The organism is Niveispirillum sp. KHB5.9, assembly GCF_048066115.1.
GTDB lineage: Bacteria > Pseudomonadota > Alphaproteobacteria > Azospirillales > Azospirillaceae > Niveispirillum.
The window spans coordinates 110,723-127,080 of sequence record NZ_JBLTYX010000001.1 but is presented as its reverse complement, the minus strand read 5'-3'; the positions used below and the strand labels follow the sequence as shown (position 1 = coordinate 127,080).

The 16,358-nt window shown below is 66.1% G+C and carries 13 protein-coding genes; 10 read left to right on the top strand and 3 right to left on the bottom strand.

What is annotated here, in order from left to right:
* Positions 1-29: 29 nt before the first annotated feature.
* Positions 30-1,181, bottom strand: a complete 1,152-nt coding sequence (locus ACM9HJ_RS00495; protein WP_416569701.1) for a M20 family metallopeptidase — start codon at positions 1,179-1,181, stop codon at positions 30-32.
* A 200-nt stretch (positions 1,182-1,381) separates the two neighbouring features.
* Complete coding sequence (locus ACM9HJ_RS00490) at positions 1,382-2,644, bottom strand: Zn-dependent hydrolase (RefSeq protein ID WP_416569700.1); 1,263 nt, start codon at positions 2,642-2,644, stop codon at positions 1,382-1,384.
* A gap of 149 nt (positions 2,645-2,793) precedes the next feature.
* Between ACM9HJ_RS00490 and xdhA the strand changes: the two genes are divergently transcribed.
* From xdhA to ACM9HJ_RS00465, 5 genes are all read left to right on the top strand, one after another.
* Entirely contained in the window at positions 2,794-4,275 is a 1,482-nt protein-coding gene (xdhA, locus tag ACM9HJ_RS00485; protein ID WP_416569699.1) for a xanthine dehydrogenase small subunit, read from the top strand.
* Positions 4,272-6,599 carry a xanthine dehydrogenase molybdopterin binding subunit gene (gene xdhB, locus ACM9HJ_RS00480; protein WP_416569698.1) on the top strand — a complete coding sequence of 776 codons (2,328 nt, stop codon included), beginning with the start codon at positions 4,272-4,274 and terminating at the stop codon, positions 6,597-6,599. The genes xdhA and xdhB overlap by 4 nt, the downstream gene beginning before the upstream one ends.
* The gene (gene xdhC / locus ACM9HJ_RS00475) at positions 6,596-7,426 is read left to right on the top strand and encodes a xanthine dehydrogenase accessory protein XdhC (protein WP_416569697.1); all 831 of its coding nucleotides are present in this window, start codon (positions 6,596-6,598) and stop codon (positions 7,424-7,426) included. Before xdhB ends, xdhC begins: the two co-directional genes overlap by 4 nt.
* 194 nt (positions 7,427-7,620) lie before the next feature.
* Positions 7,621-8,007: a hypothetical protein gene (locus tag ACM9HJ_RS00470; RefSeq protein WP_416569696.1), complete on the top strand. Its 387-nt coding sequence runs from the start codon at positions 7,621-7,623 to the stop codon at positions 8,005-8,007.
* Positions 8,008-8,171: 164 nt separating this feature from the next.
* The gene (locus tag ACM9HJ_RS00465; RefSeq protein WP_416569695.1) at positions 8,172-9,737 is read left to right on the top strand and encodes an alpha-N-arabinofuranosidase; all 1,566 of its coding nucleotides are present in this window, start codon (positions 8,172-8,174) and stop codon (positions 9,735-9,737) included.
* Between the two features lie 193 nt (positions 9,738-9,930).
* On the opposite strand, the gene araD1 is transcribed toward ACM9HJ_RS00465, so the two are convergent.
* On the bottom strand, positions 9,931-10,926 hold the full coding sequence (gene araD1, locus ACM9HJ_RS00460; protein ID WP_416569694.1) for an AraD1 family protein: 996 nt from the start codon (positions 10,924-10,926) through the stop codon (positions 9,931-9,933).
* A 188-nt stretch (positions 10,927-11,114) separates the two neighbouring features.
* Between araD1 and ytfQ the strand changes: the two genes are divergently transcribed.
* The 5 genes from ytfQ to ACM9HJ_RS00435 are packed head-to-tail and all read left to right on the top strand — an operon-like array spanning position 11,115 to position 16,328.
* A complete protein-coding gene (ytfQ, locus tag ACM9HJ_RS00455) occupies positions 11,115-12,113 on the top strand; it encodes a galactofuranose ABC transporter, galactofuranose-binding protein YtfQ (protein WP_416569693.1) in 999 nt (332 codons plus the stop codon).
* Positions 12,113-13,642: a sugar ABC transporter ATP-binding protein gene (locus ACM9HJ_RS00450; protein ID WP_416569692.1), complete on the top strand. Its 1,530-nt coding sequence runs from the start codon at positions 12,113-12,115 to the stop codon at positions 13,640-13,642. The genes ytfQ and ACM9HJ_RS00450 overlap by 1 nt, the downstream gene beginning before the upstream one ends.
* Complete coding sequence (locus ACM9HJ_RS00445) at positions 13,639-14,646, top strand: ABC transporter permease (RefSeq protein WP_416569691.1); 1,008 nt, start codon at positions 13,639-13,641, stop codon at positions 14,644-14,646. The genes ACM9HJ_RS00450 and ACM9HJ_RS00445 overlap by 4 nt, the downstream gene beginning before the upstream one ends.
* Complete coding sequence (gene yjfF, locus ACM9HJ_RS00440) at positions 14,643-15,617, top strand: galactofuranose ABC transporter, permease protein YjfF (RefSeq protein WP_416569690.1); 975 nt, start codon at positions 14,643-14,645, stop codon at positions 15,615-15,617. Before ACM9HJ_RS00445 ends, yjfF begins: the two co-directional genes overlap by 4 nt.
* A 3-nt stretch (positions 15,618-15,620) precedes the next feature.
* On the top strand, positions 15,621-16,328 hold the full coding sequence (locus ACM9HJ_RS00435; RefSeq protein ID WP_416569689.1) for a FadR/GntR family transcriptional regulator: 708 nt from the start codon (positions 15,621-15,623) through the stop codon (positions 16,326-16,328).
* Positions 16,329-16,358 lie beyond the last annotated feature (30 nt).

Sequence of the window (16,358 nt, the reverse complement as noted above, 5' to 3'; positions counted from 1 at the left end):
GCTAGGGTGGCCACGCCAGGCCCCGCCCCTCAACCTTTCAGCCCCAGGACCATCTCGATCACCCCCTCCAGAATCGCGGTGGCCGCCACCAGTTCATCCAGCGGCACATATTCATTGGCCTTGTGGCCCTGCCAGCCGGCGCCGGGGCCGAAATTGACGATCTCGATGCCGTCATCGGCGAAGTAGCGGCCGTCGCTGGCGCCCGTGTCCTTCAGGAACTTCGCCGGAGCGCCCGTCACCGCCGCGATGGCGGTGCAGAGCGCGGTGACCAGCGGCCCCTCATGCGGGGCGCGGAAACCGTTGGTGCCGGTCAGCAGGCGGCAGGACAGGTGCTCGGCCTCCGGATGCGCCGTCACCAGCGCCTCGATCTCGGCGAAGGCGTCCACCACCTTCTCCTCCGGCAGCAGGCGGCGGTCGATCTCCACGCGGGCCAGGTTGGGCACGACATTGGTGTTCTCCCCACCGCGGAAGATGCCGACATTCAGGGTCGATTGCTGCTCCCCCACCTTGCGGTCCCGCAGCCGGTCGGCCATCACCGCATCGATATGGGTGACCAGCCGCATCAGGCGCAGGATGGCATTGTCGCCGGCCTCGGGGTTGCCGGCATGGGCCGACTTGCCCCGCGCCGTCACCTCCACCCACATCACGCCGCGTTCCGCCGTGATCAGCTGGTTTTCCGTCTGGGTACCGACGACCAGCATGTCGGGCTTCACCACCCCGGTCTCACGCAGGTAATAGGCACCGTCCGGTCCCAGATTCTCCTCATCCCCGCAGAAGGTGAAGATGATGCGCCCGCGCGCCGGCCCGCCGCGCTTTGCCACCTGTTCGGCCAGCCACAGCTGGGCCGCCATCGATCCCTTGCAATTGCCCGCCCCCAAGCCATGGACGCGGCCGTCGATCAGGGTGGCGACCAGCGGTGGCGTCTCCCATGCCGACCGTTCCCCGATGCCCACCGTGTCGGCATGGGCGTTGAACATCAGGCTGGGGCCGGGGGTGGCCCCGTCCCACTCCGCCACCACATTGGCGATCTGCGGCCGGTCACGGTGCAGGATCTGCACGCGATAACCCACCTTCTCCAGCCGGTCGGCGGCATAGGCGCAGATGGCGGCGGTGTCGCCCGGCGGGAAGGTGCTGGGGATGGCGATCAGGTCGGACAGGATGGAAAGGACGGGGTGGGTCATGGGGGGCCTGCTTCTATTCCACTTCCCTTCCTTTCGTCATCCCGGCACAAGCCGGGACCCAGGGGCCACAGGATCAAACATCGAAGCCGCGTTGATCAAAGCTGCCGATAGGTCGGGCGTTTGGCCCCTGGGTGCCGGCTTGCGCCGGGATGACGAGGAAGAGGTTATCAATATGAGAGATAATCAGTGAACGTGCGGTTTCACCCCGCCAGCCGCGCCAGCGTTTCCGCCAGCACCGCCGCACCGGCATGGCAATGCTCGGGGCTGGCGTACTCCACCTCGTTATGGCTGATCCCGTCCCGGCACGGGATGAAGATCATGCCGGTGGGGCAGCGGGGTGCCATGAACTTGGCGTCGTGGTTGGCACCGGATGGCATGTCGCGGTTGGCATAGCCCAGGCCCACGGCAGCATCGCGCACGGCGGCGATCACCGCCGGGTCGAAATCCACGGGTGCGGTGGTCGAGGTCTCCTTGACCAGCACCTCGCAAGGGGCCGCCAGCGAATGGAGCAACGGCGCCACCTTGTCCCCGCGCCCCTTCACCAGACCCGCGTCGGGATGACGGAAATCGATGGTGAAGATCACCTTGCCGGGTACGGTGTTGGGCGATCCGGGCAGCACCTCGAACCGGCCAAAGGTGCAGCGGATCACGTCGTCGGGATCATGCATCAGGTCGTTCATGGCATTGACCATCTTCAAGGCCGTCTGGAACGCGTCCTTGCGGGCGCCATGGGGCGTGGTGCCGGCGTGGGCCTCCTGCCCCGTCACCTCCACCTGGAACCAGCGGCTGCCCTGGATGCCCTCCACCACGCCGATCACCTTGTCCTCGGCCTCCAGCCTCGGCCCCTGCTCGATATGCGCCTCGACGTAAGCCGCGGCAGGGGAGCCGAAACCGCGCACCGGCATGTCGGGCGCCAGCGACAGGGTTTCGGCCAGCGCGTCGCGGACGGCGATGCCCTTCGCGTCGGTGCAGGACAGCACCATCTCCAAATCCATCTTGCCGGCGAACAGGGCCGATCCCATGCAATAGGGCTGGAAGCGGGAGCCTTCCTCGTTGGTCCAGGCCACGACTTCCACCGCGTGCTTTGTCACGGCGCCGGCATCCTCCAGCGCCTCCAGCACCTCGAACCCGGCCAGCACGCCATAGACGCCGTCATAGCGCCCGCCCGTGGGCTGGCTGTCCAGGTGGCTGCCGGTCATGATCGGCGCCAGGGACGGGTCGGAGCCTTCGCGCCGGACATAGAGATTGCCGATCGGGTCGGTGGACACCGAAAAACCCCGCGCCGTGGCCCAGCTGGTCAGCAGGGCGCGGGCATAACCGTCCTCTCGGCTGAGCGCCTGACGGTTCACGCCCCCCTTCTCCGTCGCACCGATCTTCGCCATATCCGCCAGCCTTTGCGTCAGCCTTTCCTGGCTGACATAGGCTGCGATGGAACCGAAGGGCCGGTTGCTGGGATGGGTCATAAGCGGAATTTCCTGTTCGTGATCGTTTATTGCCAGGGCTCCTATCGGCCCCTGAATAAAATGTTGCACCGCATCATTGTTCTGTAAAGCGACTTGACAGGGGGCGTTTCCTGTTCTGCCATGCTTTCTTTTGGCGTGAATGGCAGCAGATGAGCGACAGCGTCCGTTTCGTGCACCGGGGACAGGTGGTGTGCCTGTCCGATGTTCCGCCCACCCGCACCGTGCTGGATTACCTGCGCGAAGACAGGGCGGCGCGCGGCACCAAGGAAGGCTGCAACGAGGGGGATTGCGGCGCCTGCACCGTGGTGCTGGGCACACGGGTCGGCGTGCTGGGCATGTCGGAGGCCGAAAGCATCCAGTATCGGGCCGTCAATGCCTGCATCCTGTTCGTCACCGCCCTGGACGGCAAGGAACTGGTGACGGTGGAGGATCTGGCTGGCCCCGACGGCACGCTGCATCCCGTGCAGCAGGCCATGGTTGATCATCACGGCAGCCAGTGCGGCTTCTGCACCCCCGGCTTCGTGATGTCGCTGTTCGCGCTCTATCATGGGGAGGCGGAACCCGACCGGCCGCGCATCGATGCGGCCCTGGCCGGCAATCTGTGCCGCTGCACCGGTTATCGCCCCATCGTCCAGGCGGCGCGCGAGATGGGGCGGGAACCCGATGCGTTTGCGGCCAGGATGATGGAAACGCTGGCTTTGCTGCGCAGCATCGAGCGTGGCACGACATTGTCCCACGCCGGCGGCAGGGCCTTCGCGCCGGCCACGGCGAATGAGTTGGCCGACCTGCTGCTGGCCAAACCTGATGCCACCATCGTGGCCGGCGGCACCGATGTCGGGCTTTGGGTGACCAAACAGTTCCGCGACCTGGGCACGATCATCCATATCGCCGGCATCCGCGATCTGGCGCGCATCAGCTGGACCAAGGGGTTCGTCACCATCGGTGCCGCCGTGACGGTGACCGATGCGGCGGCGGCCCTGGCGCCGCTCTATCCCGACCTGGGTGAACTGTTCCGCCGTTATGGCTCCGAACAGGTGCGCAATTCGGCGACGCTGGGCGGTAATATCGCCAACGGATCGCCCATTGGCGACAGCATGCCGGCCCTGATCGCCCTGGGCGCGCGGCTGGTGCTGCGGCGCGGCAACATCATCCGGGAAATGGCGCTGGAGGATTTCTTCCTGGCCTATCGCAAGACCGCCCTGCAGCAAGGTGAGTTCGTGGCCGCCATCCGCGTGCCGGAGCCGGCCGACGGCCGCATCTTCGCCTGCTACAAGATTTCCAAGCGTTTCGATCAGGATATCTCCGCCGTGATGGCCGGTTTCGGCCTGACCATTCGCGATGGGATCGTCACGGAGGCGCGGCTGGCCTATGGTGGCATGGCGGGCACGCCCAAGCGGGCCGCCGCGGCAGAGGCAGCATTGGTCGGCCGGCCCTTCGATGCCGCATCCGCCCAGGCGGCCGCCGATGCCCTGTCCCAGGATTTCCAGCCGCTGAGCGACATGCGGGCCAGTGCCGAATACCGGCTGACCGTGGCCGGCAACCTGATCCTGAAATGGCAGATGGAACGGGGCCTGCCGCCCAGCGCCACCCGTGTGCCCAGCTTCGCCCACGTGGTGGGAGGCCCGGTATGAGTCCCCGTCCGCCGCGCGCCGCCAAGCCCATCCCCTTCCCCGCCGTGCATCGCGACATCCGCCATGACAGCGCGCCGCTGCATGTCGCTGGCACCGCCCGTTATGTCGATGACATGCCGGACGCGGCCGGCCTGCTGCATGTGGCGCTGGGGCAGAGTGAAAAGGCCCATGCCCGTATCCTGTCGATCGACCTGTCGACGGTGCGGGCCTATCCCGGTGTCGTCGCCGTGCTGACCGCCGCCGATATTCCCGGCATGAACGATGTCGGCCCCGTCGTGCCAGACGATCCGATCTTCGCCGAAAATCTGGTCGAATATGTCGGCCAGTGCCTGTTCGCCGTGGCCGCCGAGACCCGTCACGCCGCACGCGCCGCCGCACGGCTGGCCAAGGTGGAATATGAGGAACTGCCGGCGATCATCAGTATCGCCGATGCCCGCGCCGCCGACAGCCATATATTGCCGCCCAAGCGGGTGGAACGCGGCGACCCCGACGGCGCCCTGGCATCCGCCCCGCACAGCCTGTCGGGCACCCTGGCCATGGGTGGTCAGGATCATTTCTACCTGGAAGGCCAGATTTCCATGGCCACACCGGGAGAGGATGGCGACATGCACATCCTCTGTTCCACCCAGCACCCGTCGGAGGTGCAGCATCTGGTGGCCCGTGCCCTGGGCCGCCCCGACCATAATGTCGTGGTGGAGGTGCGGCGCATGGGCGGCGGCTTCGGCGGCAAGGAGACACAGGCCAGCCTGTTCGCGGCCTGCGCCGCCCTGGTCGCCGACCGCACCGGCCGCCCGGCCAAGCTGCGCCTGGATCGCGATGACGACATGGTGATGACCGGCAAGCGCCATGATTTCGAGGTGGCGTACAAGGCCGGCTTCGATGATGCGGGCCGCATCCTGGCACTGGACATCACGCTGGAAAGCCGCTGCGGCATGTCGACCGACCTGTCGGGCGCCATCAATGACCGGGCGATCTTCCACGCCGATAATTGCTATTTCCTGCCCAACGTTCGCATCACCTCCTACCGCTACAAGACGCACACCGTCTCCAACACCGCCTTCCGCGGTTTCGGCGGGCCTCAGGGCATGCTGGCCATCGAAGGGGTGGTGGATGACATCGCCCAGCATCTGGGGCTGGACCCGCTTGCCGTCCGGCGGGTGAATTTCTATGGCGGGCCGGGCCGCGACGTGACGCCGTTCGGCATGAAGGTGGAGGATTTCATCGCCGACAGCCTGTTCGACCGGCTGGAGGCATCGTCGCATTATCAGGCGCGCCGCACCGCCATCGCCGCCTTCAACGCCGCCAGCCCGGTGCTGAAGCGCGGCATCGCCTGCACCCCGGTGAAGTTCGGCATCTCTTTCACCACCAGCTTCCTGAACCAGGCCGGCGCCCTGGTCCATGTCTATACGGACGGGTCGGTGCTGCTGAACCATGGCGGCACGGAGATGGGCCAGGGGCTTTATACCAAGGTTTCCCAGGTGGTGGCCGATGTCTTCGGCATCGGGTTGGACCGGGTGCGGATCAGCGCCACGCGCACCGACAAGGTGCCCAACACATCCGCCACCGCCGCCTCGGCCGGGGCCGATCTGAACGGCATGGCATCGTTCAACGCGGCGCGCACCATCCGCGACCGGCTGGCTGTGTTCCAGGCGGCGCGCTGGGGCGTGGCGCCGGGCGATCTGTCCTTCGCCAACGGCTTCGTCACCGCCGGGGACAAGGCCATTTCCTTCGAGGATTTGACGCGTCAGGCCTATCTGGCCCGCGTCTCGCTCTCGGCCACCGGCTTCTACGCCACGCCGAAGATCGACGTGGACAAGGAGACGCTGATCGGCCGGCCCTTCTATTATTTCGCCTATGGCGCCGCCGTCTCCGAAGTGGTCATCGACACGCTGACCGGGGAGACCAAGCTGCTGGGCGTGGATATCCTGCATGATTGCGGCACCTCGCTGAACCCGGTGCTGGACCGGGGTCAGGTGGAAGGCGCCTATATCCAGGGCATGGGCTGGCTGACCATGGAGGAGCTGGTGTTCGACGCCGCCGGCCGGCTGCGCACCCATGCCCCCAGCACCTACAAGATTCCCGGCTGCGGCGACGTGCCGGACCATTTCAAGGTTGACCTGATCAACCAACCCAACCGGGAGGAGACGATCCACCGGTCCAAGGCGGTGGGCGAACCGCCCTTCATGCTGGCCATTTCCGCCTATCACGCCATCAAGCATGCGGTGGCGGCATCGGGCGGCACGGGGGCGGTGAAGCTGGACGCGCCGGCCACGCCGGAACGGGTGTTGGTGGCGGTGCGCGCCCGGCGGGGCCTGATGCCATGAGCCAGGAATGGATCCAGGCCCTGACCGCATGCGAGCGCGACGGCCGTCCCGCCATCCTGGTGACGGTGACGGAGGTTGCGGGGTCCGCACCGCGCGCGGCCGGCACCAAGATGGTCGTGACCGGTGACGCGCTGCACGGCACGATCGGCGGCGGTGCGCTGGAATTCACCGCCATCGAGACCGCCCGCGCCCTGCTGGATGGCGAAGTAACGGAATTACGCACACAATCATATGCGCTGGGGCCATCGCTGGGCCAGTGCTGCGGCGGGCGCGTGTCGTTGATGTTCGAGCCGGTAAGGCCGCCCGCCCTGCGTGTCGCCCTGTTCGGGGCCGGCCATGTGGCGAAAGCGCTGGTCGGCATTCTGGGCGCCCTGCCCGCCCGTGTCATCTGGGTGGATAACCGGGCCGACCAGTTTCCGGCCACCCTGCCCGCCAATGTAAGGGCGCTGGTGGCGGAGGAGCCGGTGGCGGTGCTGGCGCCCGGACACAGCCATATCCTGATCATGACCCATGACCATGCGCTGGATTACCGGCTTGTCCGGAAAGCGCTTTCCCTGCCCGGCGCTGCCTTCGTGGGGGTCATCGGGTCGGAAACCAAGCGGGCCCGTTTCGCCTCCCGCCTGCGGGCCGACGGGCTGGACCCCGCCCGCCTGACCTGCCCCATCGGGCTGCCCGGCCTGTCCGGCAAGCATCCGGGAGAGATTGCGGTTTCGGTGGCGGCGCAGCTTCTGTCCGCACCCCCCGTCCCACCGGCACCCCCGCCCGAAAGCGTTACCGCTAACAAATGTACGGGCTGCGTCACGCCCTGCGGCCCTGACGGGCCATGAGAAATTGTGAATTCATAAAATTGTTTTCGTTATTGGGCGCATGGCTAAAGCACTATACGTAATGGAATTACCGACATAAGCTTTAAGCATAAACAGACCGGCGGCCCACCGGGACCGACGGCGAAGTTGGGGGAAGCGAACAAGCAAGGCAACCCAGACGGTAGAATATGCCGTCCAGCTTTGTGAGGATCGCGATGAAGAATGTCATTTCCGCCTTGATCCTTTCCACCCTGTCCCTGCTGGCCGCCGGCCCCGCTTTGGCCGATATGGCCGCCCTTTCCGCCACCTGCGGCGGCCTGCCCGCCACCCCGTCCGTGGTCAAGGGCGATACGGCCGATGAGACGGCGATGCGCGCCTATGGCACGGGCATGCGCCAATATACCGGCAGCCTGATGACCTATCTGAACTGCCTGGACGAACACCCGGCCTCGGCCGCCGACATGTCCTCGGCCCAGTATCGCCGCACCGTCATCGCCCATCGCCAACAGGTGGTGGACCAGCTGGAGCAATCGATCAGCCGCTTCAACACCGAACTGCGGGAGTTCCGTTCGCGTCAGGCCCAGGTCGCGGCGGTGCCCTGATCGGGGGAGGGCGTCTGGGGTGGTGAAAATCCCTTCACCGCCCCCTATGTGGCGTCAGGCAACTCTTTTATCATATTATCTTACTAATATGCTGAACTCCGCCCCGTTTGTGGTTAGGATGCGCGCCGTCGCATCACGACCAACATGCTGGGGAGGAAATAAGCATGAAGGGTTTGCACCGCAGCCTGGCCTTGTGCCTGGGCCTGATGGCAACCACGCCCGCCTGGGGCCAGGACGCCACCGTCGCCGTCAATGCCGCACAGCCTGGCCCGGTGCTGGCGCCGGAAATCCAGGGCCAGTTCGCCGAACATCTGGGCCGCCTGATCTATGAGGGCATCTGGGTCGGCGAGAAATCGTCCATCCCCAACACCAAGGGTTTCCGCAAGGATGTGGTGGAGGCGCTGAAAGCCATCCGCGTGCCGCTGATCCGCTGGCCCGGCGGCTGCTTCGCCGACGAATACAAATGGCGCGAAGGCATCGGCCCGCGCAACAAGCGCCCGGTGTCGGTCAACACCAACTGGGGCGGGGTTGAGGATCACAACGAATTCGGCACCCATGAATTCATGGATTTCTCCGAACTGGTCGGCGCCAAGACCTATGTGAACGGCAATATCGGCACCGGTTCGGCGCGCGAGATGGCGGAATGGGTCGAATACATGACCAGCCCGTCCAAATCGACCCTGGCGGAGGAGCGCCGCAAGAACGGCCGCGACAAGCCCTGGACCCTGGACTGGTTCGCCATCGGTAACGAGACCTGGGGCTGCGGCGGCGGCATGCGGCCGGAATATTACACCGACCTGCTGCGCCATACCCGCACCTTCATCAAGCCGGGCCCCGGCCAGCCGACCAAGATCATCGCCAGTGGTGCCAATTCCGACGACCTGAAATGGACGGAAACGGTAATGGCAGGGGCTGCCAAGCATGTGCATGCGCTGAGCCTGCATCATTACGCCCTACCCTCCTTCGGCCGTGCCACCAAGGGCACCTGGAAGGAGAAGGGCTCGGCCACGGAATTCACCGAGAGCGACTGGTTCTCGTTGATGGTCACCGCCTGGCAGATGGATGACCTGATCACCAAGCACAGCGCCATCATGGACCGGTACGATCCGCAGAAGAAGGTGGCGCTGATCGTCGATGAATGGGGCAACTGGTTCGACCCGACGCCGGGCACCAATCCCGGTTTCCTGGAACAGCAGAACACCATGCGCGATGCGGTGACCACCGCCATCAACCTGAACATCTTCCACAAGCATGGCGAACGCGTGCGGATGACCAACATCGCGCAGATGGTGAACGTCCTGCAGGCCCTGATCCTGACCGACGGGCCGAAGATGCTGCTGACCCCCACCTATCATGTCTTCGACATGTACAAGGATTTCCAGGGCGCCACGCAGTTTCCGGTCACGGTGACCGGCGCGCGCTATGAATGGGCCGAACGCAGCCTGCCCGCGGTCAGCGCATCCGCCGCCCGCGCCAAGGATGGCAGCATCCTGGTGGCCTTGACCAATATCGACCCGAACAAGCCGGTGACGACCGACATCCGCCTGGATGGCGTGACGCCCGCCGGCGTGACCGGCCGTGTGCTGACGGCATCGACGATGAACGCCCATAACAGCTTCGCCCAACCCGACGCGGTGAAGCCGGCTGCCTTCACCGGTGCGACGCTGAACGGCTCCACCTTGTCGGTGACCCTGCCCGCCAAATCGGTGGTGGTGCTGGTGGTGAAGTAAGGGATGTGGATGAAGAAAGGGCCGCCCCGTCGCCGGGGCGGCCCTTTTTGTTTGGTGGAAGTTTGGGCTGTGAGGGTTCTCGCAATATCTACCGTCACCCCGACGAAGGCCGGGGCCCAGATGACAAGCGCTTCGCTCTACGATTTGGGCCCCGGCCTTCGCCGGGGTGACGGTAGAGAGAGGGAATGATGGCTTACAGCCCCTTCACCACCACCGGCTTCGTCTCCGCCTGCGCCAACCGATTGCGCAGCGGCAAACCAAACGGCGCTGCCTCCACCTCGAACACGTCGCCCGGTTGGGTCTGGAAACCGTCGCTGAAGGACAGGGTGGCCGTGCCGAAATAATGCACATGCGCATCGCCCGGCCGGCGGAAACCGTCATACTTAAAGTGATGATATTCCAGGTTGGCCAGCGTGTGGCTCATGTTCGCCTCACCCGACAGGAAGGGCTTTTCCCACACGATCTTGCCGTCACGCAGGATGCGGGTGGCGCCACGGATATCGGCCGGCAGTTCGCCCAGCAGCAGTTCCGGCCCGATGGCGCAGACGCGCAGCTTGGAATGGGCCAGATAGAGATAGTTCTGCCGCTCCGTCACATGGTCGGAGAATTCGTTGCCCAGCGCATAGCCGACGCGGAACACGGTGCCGTTCGGCCCGACGATATAAAGCCCCGCGATCTCCGGCTCCTCCCCGCCATCCAGGGCGAAGAAGGGAGAGACCAGGTCGCCATTGGGCTTGGCCACGATGGAGCCATCGCCCTTGTAGAACCATTCCGGCTGCACGCCGACCTCACCCGGTGCCGGCTTGCCGCCATCCAGGCCCATGCGGAACATCCGCATCGAGTCGGTCTGCTTGGCCGGATCGGACAGGTCCTTGTGCATCTTGTCGCGGCCTTCGGCCGAGCCCAGATGCGTCAGGCCCGTGCCGGCCACCAGCAGATGGGCATCGTCGGGATGGTCCAGCGGGGCCAGGACGCGGCCGCCGGCCAGGGCTTCGGCCAGATCGACCTCCTCCCCGGCGGCTTGAGCGCGGGCCAGGGCCAGCAGGTCAACACCCTCGGCAATGGCCTTCTGCGCCAGTTCATAGGTGGTGGTGGCCCCCAGCAGGCGGCGCGCCGGCGCATCATCCTGGCGCAGGGCCACGGCCCGCTTGCCCTCTCTGTCGACATATTGGGTCAGACGCCACGCCATCGGGCTCACTCCTTGGGATTTCGTTGTATCGTTCTTCCGGGTCCGGAACGCGCCGTCCTGATCGGGCATTTGGCGCTGGACTAAATGATATTATAATACTAATCATCTTTTCAAAGGAGAATTGGCGGGGCGGCCTTGCGTGAAGGTCAGCCCAGGCCCACCAGGGACGGACCAGGAAAGAGGGCGTGATGAAGGGTTTCGCGAAGTACGGGGCCATGGCCCTGATGCTGGCCGCCATGACTGGCTGCGGCGACAAGGGCGGTGCCGACAAGGCGGCCGCCGACGGTGGTGCCAAGGCCGGCGCCCTGACCATCGGCTTTTCCCAGATCGGGTCGGAATCCGGCTGGCGTGCCGCGGAAACCAAGCTGGCGCGCAGCGGGGCGGAAAGCCGCGGCATCAACCTGAAGGTGTCTGACGCTCAGCAGCAGCAGGCCAACCAGATCAAGGCCATCCGGTCCTTCATCGCCCAGGGCGTGGATGCCATCCTGCTGGCCCCCGTCATCTCGTCCGGCTGGGATGAGGTACTGGGCGAGGCCAGGGCCGCCAAGATCCCCGTGGTCCTGCTGGACCGCCAGATCGACACCGCCGATGCCGACCTTTATCTGTCCGCCGTGACGTCGGACACGGTGGAGGAAGGGCGCGTGGCCGGGCGCTGGCTGGTGGAAAAGCTGGCGGGCCGCGACTGCCGTGTTGTGGAAATCCAGGGTACCATCGGCGCCTCGCTGGTCGCCAACCGCAAGAAGGGTTTCGAGGAAGGCATCGCCACCGCCGCCAATGTCCAGCTTGTCCGCACCCAGTCCGGGGAATTCACCCGCGCCAAGGGCAAGGAAGTGATGGAAGGTTTCATCAAGGCCGAAGCGCCGGGCAGCATCTGCGCCGTCTATGCCCATAATGACGACATGATGATCGGCGCCATCCAGGCCATGAAGGAAGCGGGCCTGAAGCCCGGCACCGACATCCTGGCCGTGTCCATCGATGCCGTGCCCGACATCTTCAAGGCCATGGCCGATGGCGAGGCCAATGCCACCGTCGAACTGACGCCCGACATGGCCGGCCCCGCCTATGACCTGCTGCTGGCCTATAAGAAGGATGGCACGGTCCCGCCTAAATGGGTGCAGACCCCGTCCACCCTGTACCTGCCCGACAATGCCGCCGCCGAGTATGATCGCCGCAAGGACCTGTATTGATGCAAGGCGCGCCGGTTTTGTTGGAAGCCAGGGGCCTGACGCGGGTTTATCCCGGCGTCCGGGCACTGGACGGCGTCGACCTGACGCTGCGCGCCGGTGAGATCCATGCGCTGCTGGGGGAGAACGGGGCCGGCAAATCCACCCTGATCAACCTGTTGACGGGCGCGCAGCCGGTGGATGGCGGCACCATCCGCCTGGACGGGCGCGACGTATCGCCGAAAAGCCCGGCCGACGCGGCGGCGTCGGGCATCGTCGCCGTCTATCAGGAGATCACCCTGCTGCCCAATCTGTCGGTGGCGGAGAATATCTATCTGGGGCGGGAGCCGACGCGGTTCGGCCTGGTCAACCGCACCCGCATGCGCCAGGACGCGTCGGTTTTGCTGGCGCGGTTCGGCCTGGCCATCGATCCGGCCCAGCCGCTGGGCAGCTTTTCCACCGCCATCCAGCAATTGATCGCCATCGCGCGGGCCGTGGACATGTCGGCCCGCGTCCTGATCCTGGATGAGCCGACGGCCAGCCTGGACAGTGCGGAGGTCGCCGTGCTGTTCCGCCTGATGCGCGAGCTGGCAGCGGGCGGCATGGCCATCGTCTTCGTCACCCATTTCCTGGATCAGGTTTACGCCATTTCCGACCGGATCACCGTGCTGCGCGGCGGACGGCTGGTGGGCGAACGCATGGCCGCCGACCTGCCCCGCCTGGACCTTGTGGCGATGATGCTGGGCAAGTTGCCCAGTGCCGACAGCCATTTGCAGCGCCATGCCGCCCGCGAACCGGGCGAAAGTTTTGTCGAGGTCAAGGGGCTGGGCCGCCGCCACCTCGTCTCGCCCTTCACTGCCGAGGTGCGGCAGGGCGAAGTGCTGGGGGTGGCGGGCCTGCTGGGCTCCGGCCGCACCGAAACCGCCTTGCTGCTGTTCGGGGCCGAGCGTGCGGATACCGGGGAGATCCTGGTGGATGGCAAGCCCGTCACCCTGAAGGGACCGCGCGATGCTATCCGACTGGGTTTCGGCTTCTGCCCGGAGGATCGCAAGCTGGACGGCATCATCCCCGACCTGTCGATCCGAGAGAATATCGTGCTGGCGCTGCAGGCCCGCCAGGGCTGGCTGAAACCCGTGCCGGTGGCCGAGACCCGCAAGCTGGCCGAGGATTACATCAAGCTGCTGAACATTCGCACACCCGATGCGGAGAAGCCCATCCAGCTTCTGTCCGGCGGCAATCAGCAGAAGGCGCTGCTGGCCCGCTGGCTGGCCACCAAACCACGCCTCCTGATCCTGGACGAGCCGACGCGCGGCATCGATGTCGGCGCGCATGCGGAGATCATTGTGCTGCTGGAGAAACTGCGTGACGAGGGCATGGCGCTCTATGTCATCTCGTCCGAGGTCGAGGAAGTGGCCGCCTATGCCGACCGCGTCATGGTGATGCGCGAACGCACCCAGGCCGGCCTGCTGACCGGGGACGACGTGACACCCGCCGCCATCATCGGCGCCATCGTCAAGCCGGTGGACGGTGAACCGTCGGGACGGGCGGCATGAACATGCCCGCCTGGTTCGTCGCATCCCGTTCCCGCCTGGCCCTGCTGGCGCTGGTGCTGCTGGCCAATATGCTGGTGGCGCCGGGGTTTCTGGAATTGCGGCTGGTCGATGGCCGCCTGTTCGGCGGCATCATCGACATCCTGAACCGGGGTGCGCCGGTCATGCTGCTGGCGGTCGGCATGGCACCGGTCATCGCCACACGCGGCATCGACCTGTCGGTCGGCGCCGTCATGGCCATCGCCGGTGCCGTGGCCGCCGCCACGGTGAATGCGGGCCATGCCTGGCCGGTGGCGGTGGTCGCCGCATTGGGCACGGGCCTAGCCTGTGGCCTTTGGAACGGCGTCCTGGTCACGTTTTTCCGCATGCAGCCGATCGTGGCCACCCTGATCCTGATGGTGGCCGGGCGCGGCATCGCGCAGATGATCACGCAAGGCCGCGTGCTGACCTTCACCGATGATGGCTTGGCGAGGATCAGCAGCGGCACGCTGCTGGGTCTGCCGCTGCCCATCGTCATCGCCCTGGTGGCCGCCATCGTCACCGGCCTGCTGGTCCGGGCGACAGCCCTGGGCCTGTTCATCGAAGCGGTGGGGACCAGCCCGCGCGCCAGCCGGTTGGCCGGCGTGCCGGCCCCTTCGGTGCTGATCTCCGTCTATGTCTGGTCGGGCCTGATGGCGGCCCTGGCCGGCCTGATCGCCACGGCCGATATCCGTGGGGCCGATGCCAACAATGCCGGCCTGTGGCTGGAACTGGACGCCATCCTGGCCGTGGTCATCGGCGGCACCAGCCTGTATGGCGGGCGGTTCAGCATCGGCCTGTCGCTGCTGGGGGCGGTGATCCTGCAGGGCATGCGCACCTGCATCCTGCGCTCCGGTCTGCCGCCGGAACTGAACCTGCTGCTGATGGCGCTGGTCGTGGCCCTGGTGCTGGTGGTGCAGTCGCCCGCCTGCCAGCCGGCCATTGCGCGCCTGACCGCCCGTTTCAAGCGCCGGAGTGCGGCATCATGAGCATCAATGCCCGTACCCTGCCCCTCCTGACGACCCTGTTCGTCTTCATCCTGCTCTATGCCGCCTGTGCCGTGCAGTTCCCCGCCATGCTGGGCACGCGCGTCATGGCCAATCTGCTGACCGACAACGCCTTCCTGGGCGTGCTGGCCGTGGGCATGACCTTCGTCATCCTGTCGGGCGGCATCGACCTGTCGGTGGGGGCGGTGATGGGCTTCACCACCGTGGCCCTGGCGGTGATGGTGGAAAATCTCGGCCTGCACCCGCTGGTCGCCTTCACCATCGTGCTGGGCGGCGGCGCCCTGTTCGGCTGCGGCGTCGGGGCGGCGATCCATTATCTGAAGGCCCCGCCCTTCATCGTCACCCTGACGGCGATGTTCCTGGCGCGCGGGGCGGCGTTGCTGCTGTCCACCGACAGCATTCCCGTGCGCCACGGCTTCTACCAGTCGCTGTCGGGCCTGGCCATCGACCTACCCGGTGGCGGGCGGCTGGGGCTGATCGCCATCATCATGCTGCTGGCCTTCCTGGCCGGCGGGGTGCTGCTGCATTTCACCCGGTTCGGGGTGAAGACCTATGCGCTGGGCGGCAATGCCCGCTTCGCCGGGCTGATGGGCATCGATCAGGCCCGCACCACCATCCTGGTCTATGGCTTCTCCAGCCTGATGGCGGCCCTGGCCGGCATCGTCTTCTCGCTCTACACCCGTTCCGGCTATGCGCTGACCGGTGTGGGGGTGGAATTGGACGCCATCGCGGCGGTGGTGATCGGCGGCACCTTGCTGTCCGGCGGGGTCGGCGGCATGGCCGGATCGCTGATCGGCGTGCTGATCCAGGGGCTGATCCTGACCTGGATCACCTTCGACGGCACGCTGTCATCCTGGTGGACGAAGATTGCCATCGGCCTGCTTTTATTCATATTCATCGGACTGCAACGCCTGATCCTGCAATTCTCCGCTCCCACCGGGCGCACGGGGTAGAACATGTCCATCGCCCGCTGGGTCATCGATCGTCCACTGTCCAACCATGAACAGATCGTCCGGACCCTGGGGCTGGAGATATTGACCGGTGTGCATGCGCCGGGCGCCAACCTGCCGGCGGAACCGATACTGCTGTCGCGCTTCGGCATCTCGCGCACGGCGCTGCGTGAGGTGCTGAAGACCCTGTCGGCCAAGGGACTGCTGATTTCCAAGACGCGGGTGGGCACCAAGGTGCAGGACCCGATCCATTGGAACTTCTTCGACGCCGATGTCCTGTCCTGGAAGGTCAGCCAGGGCCTGGACGAGACGCTGCGCCGCCATTTGCTGGAGGTACGCACGGCCCTTGAACCGCAGGCGGCCGCCCTGGCCGCCGTGCGCCGCACGGAAGAGGATGTGGCGACCTTGCGCCGCTGCATCGCCGCCATGGGCGACCCGGCCCATGACCAGCGCAGCTTCGCCCATGCCGACCTGGATTTCCACGTGGCCGTGGGCAGCGCCACCGGCAACCCGATGATGCGATCCTTCGCGGCGGTGATCGAGGTGGCGCTGCTCGCCTCCTTCTCCCTGACCTCCCCTACCGACCGGCCGGAGCTTCAGTCCCGTGTCGTGGCCGACCATGCCGCCATCGTCGATGCCATCGAGGCCGGCGACGGTGACCGGGCCGCCGCCGCCATGCGCAAGGTCATCCAGTCGGGCTTCGACCGGGTTTAGTTTATTTCTGTTCCCTCAGGCGCCGGGCGG